The following is a 12,821-nucleotide window of genomic DNA, read 5'->3' as shown; positions in this document are numbered from 1 at the left end:
ACGAGCACACGAGCACACGAGCACACGAGCACACGAGCACACGAGCACACGAGCACAGGAGCACACGAGCACAGGAGCACAGGAGCACAGGAGAGTGCCTACCTCTGAGGTGCAGTGCGCCCGTGGCGGGAGTGAGCTCGAACAGGCTCTGCTTGTGCGGATGCCGCGCGTCGGTGCGGAAACACTGCCCAGCTGACTCGGTGCAGGGACCAGCCCGGCCGGTATGAGTCGCCGTCCGCTCGCCCCGCGAGATGACGAAGGCCCCCACCGGAACCGGTGGGGGCCTTCGTGAACCTGGGCGATCTCCAGGTCAAGGGCGGTAGCGGCGGGATTTGAACCCGCGGTGGCTATTAACCACACATCATTTCGAGTGATGCACCTTCGGCCGCTCGGACACGCTACCGCCGAACAGCTTAGCGGGCTGTCGGCCCATGGTTCAAACCTGAGCGGGGCAGAGGCGAGTCAGGTCACTCGGCAGAGGGTCGTCGGGCCACGACGACGTTCCCTGTGGCGTGCAGGACCGTCGCATGCGCGGTGGATCCGAACTGGCCTCGGCTGAGGCCGCGATGCCCCATGACCAGGATCCGGGCCCCAGCTGCCGCGGTGAGCAGACCGTCCGCTGCGGACCGGCCCTCGAGCATCCGCGTCTCGACGGTGAGCCCGTCGTGCGCGGTCCGTGCGCGCTCGGCGGCCTGGTCGAGCAGCCCCCTGGAGGGGGCGCCCCCGTTCCAGGCCTCGGCGACCTGGTGGTAGGGCGCATGCCCGTCGGCGCGAACATGCACGATGCGCAGCCTCGAGCCCCAGGTGTCTGCCAGATCAGCGGCCACGTCGACGGCCTCGCCGGCAGCCTCGGAGCCGTCGTACGCCACCAGGACAGGACCGCCGACGTGGTGCTCCGACCGGATCACCGCCACGGGACAGCCCGCATCATGCAGGATCCCGCGGCTGACCGAGCCGAGCAGAGCGCCCATCACCGCTCCGAGGCCCCGGGTCCCGACGACGACGAGCTCCGCAGACTGGGAGACGTCGTCCAGGACGTCCCGCGCCGTACCGGGGATGAGGTCGGCCCGCACGGTGATCTCGGGGACCAGGAGGGAGACTGTTGCGGCCGCGTCCTCCAGCAGGCGGGTCGCCTGGTTGCGTGGTCCCGCGGAGTCCGTCACCGGCAGGCCGGTCATGCCGCTGCCCAGCAGAGGCCAGCTCCAGGCGTGCACGATCCGCAGGCCTGTTCCCGAGCTGCGGGCGAGCTGCGCGGCCCACCGGAGGGCCGCGGCGGAGGCCGTGGTGTCGTCATATCCCACGACGATGTTCCTCGTGAAGTCCATGGAACACACCTCCCCGTGCATTCTGCTCGGCGCGACCTGCTCGGCGTCTCCAGACTACGCCGCCCCTCCACCCCCGGCGAGGAGGACGGCTTCCCGGTGAGGAAGTGGGTCCTCCAGTGAGAAGGCCGATCCCCCGGTGAGGAGGTGGGTCCCCCAGTGAGAGAGCCGGCCCCCTGTGAGGAGGTGGGCCCCTTCAGAGCGGCAGGCCGGCGAGCGACCCGCGAGCGGTCACGGAGGGGGTGTCCTCGACGCGCCGCAGCCCGTCGTGCTCGCCGGCGAGCAGGGCGATCGCCACCTCGCCCAGACTGATCCCCAGCTGATGGGCGCGGTGGCCGAGCACCGCGAGTGGCGGGTCGTAGGTCTGGCATGCGAGGGAATCGTCCCAGGACACCAGGGACACGTCCCGGGGGATCTCCAGCCCGAGCTCCGTCACGAGGTCCGCTCCCCCGATGGCCATCGCATCGTTGTCGAACACGAGGACGGAAGGTGGCTGCTCCCGGGAGAGCAGAGAACGCGTCGCCTGAGCGCCGCTGGCGGCGCTGTAGTCCCCTTCGCACCACAGCGAGGACAGACCGTGCTGCGTCACGAAGGCTTCGTACGCCTCCCGGCGCCACTGCGAGTGCAGCAGTCGCGCCGGCCCACCGATATGACCGATCCGCTCATGACCGCGCGCCCGCAGGTCCGTCAGCACGCTCTGCATCGCCCCCGCGTTGTCCGTGAGCACGGCGGCCGTGGCGCAGGACTGCCGGAGATCCCCGGCCAGCACAAAGGGCAGGCCGACAGCCCGGAGCAAGGGCGGCCGCGGGTCGTCCTGGCGGAGATCCTTGAGGATCACCACGTCCACCACCCGCTGCCGTGCCCAGGTGCGGATCACCTCGAGCTCGGCATCGAGGGTGTCCACCGTCCGGCTGAGCACGGAGCAGCCCGCGAGCACGGCGGCCTCCTCGACGCCGCGCAGCACGAGCGTGTGGAACTGCTCGAAGCCGGCGGACCACATCGACCTCGGCGCGGGCATCCCGATCCGGCCCATCGGCATCAGGTCACCGGCTCAGCTGGTCGATCCGACGACTGAGCCAGGTCACGTGCCGGAGCCGGAGCCGGTGCCGGTGCCGGTGCCGGTGCCGGTGCCGGTGCCGGTGCCGGTGCCGGAGCCTGCTCTGGTGCCGGTTCAAGCTCCCGCGCTCGCGCCACCAGATCGTTCGCGCTCATGAGCACGGTGTCCGCGAGATAGTCCTCCGGGGCCCCTGGCCTCGTGGTGCGCACCTGAATCCTCGCGGTCTCCCCGGGCAGCAGCGTCAGCAGCTGTGACTCCGCGACCGCGTCGGGATCGACCTTGTCGGCGAGCACGCAGAGATCACGCACGGTGCTGAGCGCTCGAACGGTTATCTCGACCCCGCCCTCGATGCGCGTGGCCGTGGCCGTGCAGGCGTCGCCGGCCAGATCCGATTCCAGATCCTCGGCGACGAAGTGCACGTGCCGGCCCAGTCCGCCCTGCGCGTCGTCCACCGCCTCCACGACGAGCACCTGGTCTCGGCACCCATCGGGCGCGAGCAGGGAGTCCGGCAGCGGGACGGTCGCGGCGGACCGTGCATCCACCTGCAGCGGGAGGACCTCGTCGGCCAGAACAGTCCCGGCCAGATCCTGCCGGCGCACCCGGAGCTCCCCGATCAGCGGCCTCGGGCCGTCGTTGACGACGCTGACCACCGGGCCGTCCTCGCGGGGCTGCACCGTGATCAGCAGGGGCGCGTAGAGGTCCCGCAGCGCGTACCAGAGCAGCTTGCGACGCCGGTCCCCGTCGACCGCGGCCCAGGAGGTGACCGGCCAGCAGTCGTTGAGCTGCCACACGATCGTTCCGCCGCATCGCGGCCAGTACGACAGGTAGTGCCCGATCCCGCAGATCAGGGCGCGAGCCTGGTTCAGCTGGGTCGCGAAATGGAAGTCGTCGTACCCCTCCACCGGAGGCAGATGCGGGGCCATGCCGCGGCGCAGCTTGTCCTGCCCGCCCACCGCCTTCTGGTGGGACAGCATCGTCTCGGAGTCCGCCTGGAGCGGGCGTTCGGTGACGGCCCGGGCCATGGTCGCCCAGTTCGCGGGGCCCTGGTACCCGAACTCTGCGGAGAAGCGCGGGATCGTGTCGAGGTAGCGCACGAAGTCGTTGTCCTCCTCCGACGCCCAGGCCACCCAGTTGTGGATGCTGCCGTGGTCGGGATGGCGCGGCTGATCCGGCAGGGGCCGGGAGTACGGGCTCGACGGCGTGAAGCTGCGCGAGGGATCCAGCTCCGCGAGCAGCGCCGGGAAGATCTCCGTGTAGTAGGCGTTGCCCCAGCCCTGGCCCTCCGGCAGCGTCTCCTTCCAGCCCCAGTGGTAGTAGCCCTCGACGTTCTCGTTGCTGCCGTTCCAGTGCACGAGCGCGGGATGCCAGGCCAGGCGCACGATGTGCTCGCGGGCCTCGGCGATCACCTCGGAGCGCAGCGGCTCCAGCTCGGAGTAGGCGGCGCAGGCCATCGCGAAGTCCTGCCACACCATGATCCCGAGCTCGTCGCACAGCGCGTACAGCTCCTCGGAGGCGTACAGGCCGCCGCCCCAGATCCGCAGGATGTTCATGCCGGCGTCGACCGCGTCCGCCACGGCCGCCCGGTAGTCCTCGGCGGTCAGACGCGACGGGAAGCAGTCGTCGGGGATCCAGTTGGCGCCCTTGGCGAGGATCGGAGCGCCGTTGACGGTGAAGGTGAACGACGTGCCGATCTCGTCGGCCTGCTCCACCACACCGGCCGTGCGGAAGCCGATCCGATGCACGCGGGAGTCCCGCAGGGTGCCGCTCGCGTCGTGCAGCTCCAGGAGCACGTCATAGAGGGGCTGCTCGCCGTAGCCGCGCGGCCACCACAGCTGCGCCTGCGGCACCGCGACCTCCACGAGGGTGGCGCCGTCCTCGACCGGCGCGGAGATCTCCGCAGCGGTGCTGCCGTCCGGCGCGGTCACCTGCAGGCGCACGGTGCATCCCTCGGGGACATCTGTCGGATGGGCCGACGAGCCCGTTGCGATCTCGCCCGCCCCAGCGCTTCCGGCCGCCTCCAGCAGGGCCTGCACGGACACCCGTCCGGTCGTCCCCTCGACGGTGACCTGCGGCCGGGTCTCCCCCAGCCTGGCTCCGGACCATTCCTCCAGCCCGATCGGGCCCGAGATGCCGCTGGTGACCAGCACCGGCCCCCAGTCCCAGCCGAAGTTGCAGGCCATCTTGCGGATCGCGTTGTAGGGCAGGTCGTTGCCCACCACGGGGAGCTCGCCGAGCACCTCGATGTTCTCCCGCGCCGTGCGCAGCGGTGAGGCGAAGCGGATCTCGAGCGAGTTCTGGCCGTCCCGCAGGGCGGCGGTGACGTCGAAGCGCCAGGAGCGGTGCTGGTTCTGCACCGTGGCGACGACCTCGTCGTTCAGCACCACGGTCGCGGCGGTGTCGAGCTCGGCGGCCACGAGGTCCACCCGGTCGGCGCCGCTCGGGGACCACAGGAACGACGTCCGATAGGAGAGGTCGACCTCGCCGGACCAGGCCAGCTCGTGCTCGTTCCGATCCAGGTAGGGATCCGGGATCAGTCCGGCCTCGAGCAGATCCGTGAGGAAGGTGCCGGGAACGGTCGCCGGCACGTCGGCGACCGCGAAGGGAGCCGGCCCGTCGGTCACGGACAGCGACCACCCTTCATGCAGGTCACGACGGGTGATCGGGTGGGGCGAGGCGGTCACGTGGTCTCCTCCAGAGCGGCGAGATGATCGGGCATGGGCACTCCGCGACGCGTCGCCTCGGAGAGGAAGCGCGGGTTCGTGCCGGGTTCGGGGGCGGCCACCAGCAGCTGCTTGGTGAACTCCGCCTGCGGGGTCAGGATCACGTCGTCGGAGGGCCCCCGCTCCACCACGTCCCCGCGGTACATCACCAGGATCTCATCGGAGAAGTGGCGCGCGGTCGCCAGATCATGGGTGATGTACAGCAGCGCCAGGTTCTCCTCGCGCTGCAGGGTCGCCAGCAGGTTGAGCACTCCCAGGCGCACCGACACGTCCAGCATCGACACGGGCTCGTCGGCCACCAGCACGCTGGGCTCCGGCGCGAGGGCACGGGCGATCGCGACCCGCTGCCGCTGGCCGCCGGAGAGCTCATGCGGCTTGCGGTCGATGAACGACTCCGCCGGGGAGAGGTTCACCCGTTCCAGCAGCGCCAGCGCCTTCTCGCGCACATCCGCCTTGGTGGCCTTGCCGTGCAGCAGCAGAGGCCGCTCGAGGTGGTGGCCGATGCTGTGGAAGGGGTTCAGCGAGGCGAAGGGGTCCTGGAAGACCATCTGGACCTCGTCGCGGTACGCCGCGAGCGCCCTGCCCCGTCGTCCCACCGGCTTCCCGTTCAGCGTGATCGTGCCGGACGTCGGCGTCTCGAGCTGGGCGATCAGCTTCGCGATCGTCGACTTCCCGGAGCCCGACTGGCCCACCAGGGCGACCGTGCGCCCCGGGGTCAGCTCGAAGTCCACGCTCTTGACCGCCTCGAGCCGGCTGAAGCGCAGCCCGTCCCGCAGCAGGTACGTCTTGGTCAGGTCCTTGACGACCAGGGTGCTCATCGGCCCTCCTCCGCATCGAATCCGGCCCGCACGAAGTCTCCGGCCTCCCCCGTGAGGGTGGGGAAGGAGCCCAGCAGCTTGCGGGTATAGGGGTCGCGGGGCTCGAAGTAGAGGTTCTCCGCGGTGTCGATCTCGACGATCTTCCCTGCCCGCATCACGGCGATGCGGTCGGAGATCTCCAGCAGCATCGGCAGGTCATGGGTGATGAAGATGACCGCGAAGCCGAGCTCCTGCCGCAGGCGCAGGATCTCCTGCAGGATCTCCCGCTGGACCACCACGTCCAGCGCCGTCGTCGGCTCGTCCATGATCATCAGCTGCGGGTCCAGGGCGAGCGCCATCGCGATCATGACCCGCTGGCGCATGCCGCCGGAGAGCTCATGGGCGTAGGCATTGATGCGGGAGGGATCCACGCCCACCAGGTCCAGGAGCTCCTTGGACCTGCTCAGCCGCTCGGCGGCATCCATGTGGGGCCGGTGCGTGGTGAACACGTCGCCCAGCTGGGTGCGGATGCTCAGCACCGGGTTCAGGGAGTTCATCGCCCCCTGGAACACCATGGCGACCTTCGACCAGCGGAAGGCGCGCAGCGACTCCCCCTCCAGGGCCAGCACGTCGACATCGCCGCCGTCCCGGTCATGGAAGGTGACCGATCCAGACGTGATCCGGGCCGGCGGGCGATGCAGCTGGTTCAGGCCGTAGGCGAGGGTGGTCTTCCCGCAGCCGGACTCCCCGGCCAGGCCGAGGATCTCCCCGCGCCGCAGGGAGAAGGTGGCGTCCTGGACGGCGTGGACGGGGGTCTCCACCTCATAGACCACGTTGAGGCCCTCGACGGTGAGGACGGGCTCGCCGAGATCCGGGTCACCGCCGCCCTTGCGGTCCTCCTCGAGCGTGGTGCTCAGTACGGGGTCGCTCATGCCATGGCCTCTTCCTGCTCTGCCTTGTCGGCCTGCTCAGCCTTCTTGACCTGCTTGACCTGCTTGGGGGCGGTGCGCAGGCGGGGGTTGATGATGCCGTCGATCGAGAAGTTGATCAGCGACAGGCCGCAGCCCAGCAGCGCGATCATCAGGCCCGGCGGCACGAACCACCACCAGGCGCCGAGGGTGAGGGCCTGCCCGTTCTGCGCGTAGAAGAGCATCGAGCCCCAGGTCTGGGTGCCGACCACGCCGATGCCGATGAAGCTCAGGCCGGCCTCCCCGAGGATCGCCGTGATCAGCGCGAACACGAAGCCGCTGGACATCACCGGCAGCAGGTTCGGCAGGATCTCCACGGCGATGATGCGATGCGCCTTCTCGCCGGCGATCCGTGCGGCCTGCACGTAGTCGCGGGTTCGGATGGACAGGGTCTGCGAGCGCAGCACACGCGCGGCGGCCGCCCACGAGGTGATCGCGAGGATGATCGAGATCAGCAGCAGCCCGCGCTGCTGCACATAGGACCCGATGACGATCATCAGCGGGAGCCCCGGCAGGATCAGCACGACATTGGTGAACAGCGAGAACACCTCGTCGAGCCAGCCGCCCAGGTAGCCGCCGAGGATCCCGAAGAACGCGGAGAGGAACAGCGCCAGGACCGCGACGATCACGCCCACCATGAGCGAACCGCGAGTCGCCCAGGCGAGCTGCGCGAGCACGTCCTGGCCGGTCTGGGTGGTGCCCAGGATGTTCTGCGCCGTCGGCCCGTGCATGCCGGCGTTGTCGACCGCGAGCGGATCCGCGACGAAGAAGGGGGCGATCAGCCCGAACAGGGTGATCACGACGACCAGGCCCGCACCGATCACGAAGGAGGGGGTCAGGACGCGTCGGAGGCCGGCCAGGCGGCCGGAGGATGTCTGTGCCATGTCTGCTCCTCAGCCCCGTGCCCGGGTGCGGGGGTCGATGATGCCGTACAGCAGGTCCACCACGAGGTTCGCCGCCAGCACCGAGACGGTGATGACCAGGAACAGGCCCTGCATGAGCGAGTAGTCGTTGTTGTTGACCGCCTGGAGCATCGTGTAGCCGATGCCGGGGTACGAGAACACGGTCTCGACGACGATGGAGCCGGAGACCACGAAGCCCAGCGAGATCGCGAAGCCGGAGACGCTGGGCAGCATCGCGTTGCGGGCGGCGTACATGACCATGATCCGGCGGGGGTTGAGCCCCTTCGCCTCGGCGGTGAGGATGTAGTCCTCGCTGAGGGTGGAGACCATCATGTTGCGCATCCCCAGCAGCCAGCCGCCCAGGGAGGACAGCACGATCGTCAGCGCCGGCAGGAAGCCGTAGTAGACGGCGTTGGACAGGAACGGGTAGTCGAACGCCGGCCGGACCATCGACGGGTCGTAGCCGCCGGAGATCGGGAACAGGTCCATGTTCACCGAGAGCACGTAGATGAACAGCAGCGCGAGCCAGAAGTAGGGCACGGCCTGCAGGATCGTGGTGGCCGGGATCAGCGAGTCCAGCCAGCTGCCACGCTTCCAGCCGGCGATGGTGCCCAGCACCATGCCGATCGCGAAGGTGATCGTCGTGGCCAGGCCCACCAGCACCAGGGTCCACGGCAGCGACTGCCCGATGATCTGGGTGACGGGCATCGGGAAGTACGTGACCGAGATGCCGAGGTCGCCGGAGAACAGGCTGCCCAGGTACGAGAAGTACTCCTGGATCAGCGATCTGTCGTCGTCGGCCCCGAGCATGATCTCGATGGAGCGCCGGGTCCCCGGATCCACCGGGCCGCGCAGGGCGAGCTTGGCCAGCACGGCGTCGACCGGGCTCCCCGGGAGCATCCGAGGGATGAAGAAGTTGAGGGTCACCGCGGCCCAGAGGGCCACCAGGTAGAACCCGAGCTTGCGCAGGATGTGCACCGTCGTCGGTCCTTTCGTCGTCTCCGGGAGGGACAGGGCGGGGCCGCGCCGCCGGAGCAGCGGCGCGGCCCCGCGGGATCACTCGACGGGGGTGACGGTCTTCAGGACGATGGAGTTGTCCGGTGCGGACCAGGACATCGGGTAGGCGTACAGGTCGTCCTCCGTGGGCCAGCCGGTGGCCCGGGAGGTGTTGTACTCGGTGAGGCTCGAGCCGATGAGCAGGGGGATCGCCGGCATCACCTCGACCAGACGCTTCTGGATGAGGAAGTAGTGCTCCTTCTTCGCCTCCGGGTCATCGGTCGCCGCGGCAGCATCGAGCGCGGCGTCCACGTCCGGATCGGAGAACCGGGTGATGTTCTGGTACGGGTTCCCGTTCTCGCCCACAGGCACCGTGCTCTCGGTCGAGAACTGGTTGCGGTACGGGTAGTACGGGTCCGGTGCAGGCCCCTGGCCGACGGAGTCGATGACCAGCTGGAAGGTGCCCTTGGCCTTCGCGTCGTTCCATTCGTTGACGCTGACCTGCTGCGGGATCAGCTCGATGCCGATCTCCTTGTACTGCTGGGCGAGGGTGTCCAGCGCAGTGACGAAGTCGGACCAGCCGGTGGGGCAGGAGACGGTCATGGAGACCCGCACCTCGCCCTTGGCGTAGATGCCGTCGGAGCCCAGCGCGTAGCCGGCGCCCTCGAGCACCTTCTTCGCCTCCTCGGGCTGGGCGTTCCACGGGGCCAGGTCGATCGACGGGTCGATGAAGTCGGCATCGCGCTCGGGCAGGGCGAAGGACGGGGAGATGTCGGTGCCGAGGTCGAAGAAGGCGAGCTTGGACAGCTGCTCGCGGTCCATCCCGTAGTAGAGCGCCTTGCGCACCGCCACGTCCGTCTGCGGGCCCTCGCATCCCAGCTCCGTGTTCGAGGCGGCGAACAGCGCCGCCTGCGAGATGCCGGTGTTGGTGTAGGCGAGGTCGGGGTTCTTCTCGACGTGCCCCTCGAGGTTGGGGATCGCGGAGGACATGTAGTCGATGTCCCCGGCCAGCCACTGGTCGGTCGCGGACTGGTTGCCCGACGTGGTGATCGCGCGGACGCCGTCGATCCCGGGCCGCCCCTCCTCCCAGTAGTTCGGGTTCGCGAGCAGCAGGTAGGACTCCGGGGTGAAGTCGTCGAGCTGGAAGGCTCCGGTGCCGATCGGGTCCTCGTTGGCGTAGGTGGCGAGGTCCTCGACGTCGGTGAAGAGGTGCTCGGGGATGATCCAGGTGCGCGCCAGGGCATTGGGGCCCTCGAGGTAGGAGGACTCGGCGTAGGTGATGACCACGGTCGTGTCATCGGTGGCCTCGGCCGTGGGGGCGGTGCCGCCGTCGTTCAGCGCGTCGGTCTCGCTGATCCTGTTGAAGGTGAAGGCCACGTCGCCGGCGGTGAAGGCCTCGCCGTCGGTCCAGGTCACACCCTTGCGCACCGTCACCGTGAGGGCCGTGCCGTCCTCGTTCCACTCGTAGCTCTCCCCCAGCTGCGGCACCGGCTCCTGGTCGATCGGCTTGAGGGGGTTGAAGTAGAACAGCGTCTCGTAGATGAGGCCCTGGACCATGGGGATCACCGAGGGCGAGTGCGGGTTGAGGTTCCGCGTCAGCGTCGCCTCGGTCGCGTTCGTCGTGAGGATGGTCTTCTTCTCACCATCGGAGCCGGTACCCGTCTCGAGGTTCGAGGTCTGGCCGCAGGCCGCCAGGGCGATCGGGACGGTTCCGATCGCGGTGAGTTTGTACAGGTCACGGCGCTTCAGGTGCATCATTGCTCTCCTTGTCCACGCGGCGTCGCGTGTGCTGGGAGCCCTGGTCGGTCGACCGGCCCCCTCTTTCTTCATTCAGTTAATGAAGTAGCCTCAGTGTGCAAATCAGACGACTCTCCGTCAAGAGGGCCGGGCGGTCCAGCAAGGTCCCAGATAGGTCACGATCCAGGGATGTCCGGGAAAATCCGGGAAACTCCGAGGAATCCAGCGAACAGAAGGTGGGAGATGAGCGGCACCGGCGGCGGACGACGTCCCACGATGGACACCGCAGTCCTCGAATTCGTCCGCCGACGCACCGAGACCACCCGGGTCGAGATCGCTCGCGAGCTGGGCGTCACCGCCGCCACGGTCACCAACTCCGTGAAGCGCCTGCTGGCCGCCGGACTGCTCTGGGAGAGCGGCCACGCCCGGTCGACGGGCGGAAAGCGGGCCACCCTGCTGAGGGTCGACGACTCCGCACGCCGCGCCCTGGGCTGCACGATCGACGAGGACCGTCTCTCCTTGGTCGCCGTCGACACGACCGGCGCGCTCCAGGCCCGCGTGGTGCTCCCGCTGCAGGATGCGGACGATCCGGCCGAGGTCACGGACCGCCTGCGAGAAGGCCTCGCGACCCTCGCCCCCGGCGACGAGCTGGGGGCGGTGACCGGCATCGGGTTCGCGATGCCGGACCGCCTGGCAGACGGCGTCGCCTGGGCGCTCGAGGAGCTCACCGTCGATCTCGACGTCCGCTCCGTGCGCGGCAGGGAATCGACCTGCGCCGCGCTGGGCAGCTTCTGGAGCGGGGAGCAGAGCGGGTCGGGCTTCTCCGGCACCCTCCACCTGGGGTCGACGATGTCGCTGGCGCTGCTGCTGGACGGTGTCCCGTTCCGCCCGGACAGCGGCCAGCCCCTGGACCATCTGCACATCTCCCCCGGGGGGCGGCTCTGCTCCTGCGGTCGCCGTGGCTGCCTCCATCTCGAGGCCGCCCCTTCCGGGATCGCGGACCTGACGCGCACCGCGCTCGCCGCGTCCCAGGGCGACGAGGCCGCTCAGGACGCCGTGATGGCCGCCGCGCTGCCGCTCACCCGCGTCGCCGCGAATCTGGCGATCGCCCTCGGCCTGGACACCATGGTCCTGGCCGGCGCACCCGTCCAGGCCGCCCCCGGGATCTACCTCGACGCCGCCCGGCAGCACGTCGGGGATGACGCCACGACGCGCGTGGTCGTCTCCCAGGTGCAGCCCCACCCCGGCGCCGTCGGGGCCGCGGTGCTCGCCCTGCAGGCGTTCCTGACCTCCGGCGAGCGCTGACCCGGGTCAGGCCCGGTCGATCGCGACGGCCGCGGCGCCGTCGGCATCCTCGTCGAGATCCATGTCGAGATCGTCGTCCGAGCGGTCGTCGGCGCCCCAGGTCCAGCGCAGGCCGACGGAGCCCGGGCCGAAACGGGACTCCGCCAGCTGGATGCGGTTGCGATGGTCCAGCCGCACCGGGGTGACGGACTCCGCAGTGTCGGTGCGCCGGTAGCGCTCGCAGTGGAGCGGCTTGAGGGGTCCGCGGAACTCGGCCTCGAACAGGACATCGTGCGCCCGCCGGGCGAGGCTGTAGAAGGTGCCCTCCATGGCGGTCGCCTCGGAATGGGTCACCACGCGATACCCGAACGACGCGACCTGGCCCGCGTCGAGACGCCCGTCGACCACGAGCTCGACGCCGTAGGTGCGACGACCCGGCCAGACCACCCGGCGGCCGATGGTGCATCCGTCGAGCGGTTCGTACTCCGGCGCGACGTTGGCCTCGGAAGGGTCCAGGATGTGCACCGCAGGGAGCCGGCAGACCCCCGATTCCAGCGCGCGCACCGTGACCCGGGAGACGATCTCCTGACGCCGCGACGAGGAATCGATGATCGCGAGCTGATGGAAGACCCGCTCATGCGCATACTGCTGCGGCGATTCGAAGCCCAGCTCCAGCAGCGCCTCCCGGAAGGCGCCCTTCCCACGGTCCCCCTGCCCGACGAACTTGGTGCGCTGCACGGCCCGGCCGACGAGCCGAGGGCCGCCGACGAGATCCGCCAGGGAGTCCGGCGCCATCCCGAGGAGCTCCTCCAGGGCCGCGATCACCCCCAGGGACTGCTCGCCGCCGGGAAGACTCCGCCCCGAGCGCCAGTTGCTGAGCGTGGCGACGCTGACCGGACGATTGCTCGCCCGGAGGCGCTGGGAGATGCCGGTCAGGGAGAGTCCGCTCCGCTCGATCGCGCTGCGCAAGGCTCGGGCGTACCGTTCATCGTCCTCCACTGACCCCTCCTCACGAACCAGCGGAGATGTCACCGCTGG

10 protein-coding genes and 1 tRNA gene are annotated in these 12,821 nt (G+C 69.7%); 1 reads left to right on the top strand and 10 read right to left on the bottom strand.

Going from position 1 to position 12,821, the window contains the following annotated elements:
- Positions 1–317: 317 nt before the first annotated feature.
- The 9 genes from ACT3UL_RS17385 to ACT3UL_RS17345 form a co-directional block, all read right to left on the bottom strand.
- Positions 318–403 (bottom strand) — tRNA-Ser (locus ACT3UL_RS17385).
- 64 nt (positions 404–467) lie between these two features.
- Entirely contained in the window at positions 468–1,325 is an 858-nt protein-coding gene (locus tag ACT3UL_RS17380; RefSeq protein ID WP_444579613.1) for a universal stress protein, read from the bottom strand.
- 193 nt (positions 1,326–1,518) lie between these two features.
- Entirely contained in the window at positions 1,519–2,340 is an 822-nt protein-coding gene (locus tag ACT3UL_RS17375; RefSeq protein WP_444579612.1) for a LacI family DNA-binding transcriptional regulator, read from the bottom strand.
- 20 nt (positions 2,341–2,360) lie between these two features.
- Positions 2,361–5,060 carry a glycosyl hydrolase 2 galactose-binding domain-containing protein gene (locus ACT3UL_RS17370; protein WP_444579611.1) on the bottom strand — a complete coding sequence of 900 codons (2,700 nt, stop codon included), beginning with the start codon at positions 5,058–5,060 and terminating at the stop codon, positions 2,361–2,363.
- The gene (locus tag ACT3UL_RS17365; protein WP_444579610.1) at positions 5,057–5,917 is read right to left on the bottom strand and encodes an ABC transporter ATP-binding protein; all 861 of its coding nucleotides are present in this window, start codon (positions 5,915–5,917) and stop codon (positions 5,057–5,059) included. The genes ACT3UL_RS17370 and ACT3UL_RS17365 overlap by 4 nt, the downstream gene beginning before the upstream one ends.
- On the bottom strand, positions 5,914–6,828 hold the full coding sequence (locus ACT3UL_RS17360; protein WP_444579609.1) for an ABC transporter ATP-binding protein: 915 nt from the start codon (positions 6,826–6,828) through the stop codon (positions 5,914–5,916). The genes ACT3UL_RS17365 and ACT3UL_RS17360 overlap by 4 nt, the downstream gene beginning before the upstream one ends.
- On the bottom strand, positions 6,825–7,748 hold the full coding sequence (locus ACT3UL_RS17355) for an ABC transporter permease (RefSeq protein ID WP_444579608.1): 924 nt from the start codon (positions 7,746–7,748) through the stop codon (positions 6,825–6,827). Before ACT3UL_RS17355 ends, ACT3UL_RS17360 begins: the two co-directional genes overlap by 4 nt.
- Positions 7,749–7,757: 9 nt before the next feature.
- On the bottom strand, positions 7,758–8,744 hold the full coding sequence (locus ACT3UL_RS17350) for an ABC transporter permease (RefSeq protein ID WP_444579607.1): 987 nt from the start codon (positions 8,742–8,744) through the stop codon (positions 7,758–7,760).
- A gap of 78 nt (positions 8,745–8,822) precedes the next feature.
- The gene (locus tag ACT3UL_RS17345; protein ID WP_444579606.1) at positions 8,823–10,520 is read right to left on the bottom strand and encodes an ABC transporter substrate-binding protein; all 1,698 of its coding nucleotides are present in this window, start codon (positions 10,518–10,520) and stop codon (positions 8,823–8,825) included.
- Between the two features lie 222 nt (positions 10,521–10,742).
- Here ACT3UL_RS17345 and ACT3UL_RS17340 point away from each other — a divergent pair, with 222 nt between their 5' ends.
- On the top strand, positions 10,743–11,804 hold the full coding sequence (locus ACT3UL_RS17340) for an ROK family protein (RefSeq protein WP_444579605.1): 1,062 nt from the start codon (positions 10,743–10,745) through the stop codon (positions 11,802–11,804).
- Positions 11,805–11,810: 6 nt separating this feature from the next.
- Here the strand turns inward: ACT3UL_RS17340 and ACT3UL_RS17335 are convergent, their stop codons facing one another.
- Positions 11,811–12,782: a helix-turn-helix domain-containing protein gene (locus ACT3UL_RS17335; protein ID WP_444579604.1), complete on the bottom strand. Its 972-nt coding sequence runs from the start codon at positions 12,780–12,782 to the stop codon at positions 11,811–11,813.
- Positions 12,783–12,821 lie beyond the last annotated feature (39 nt).

The sequence above is a fragment of the Brachybacterium sp. 107 genome, assembly GCF_052379725.1.
Taxonomy (GTDB): Bacteria; Actinomycetota; Actinomycetes; order Actinomycetales; family Dermabacteraceae; genus Brachybacterium.
The sequence above is the reverse complement of the archived record's forward strand: the minus strand, read 5'-3'. Positions and strand labels throughout refer to the sequence as shown.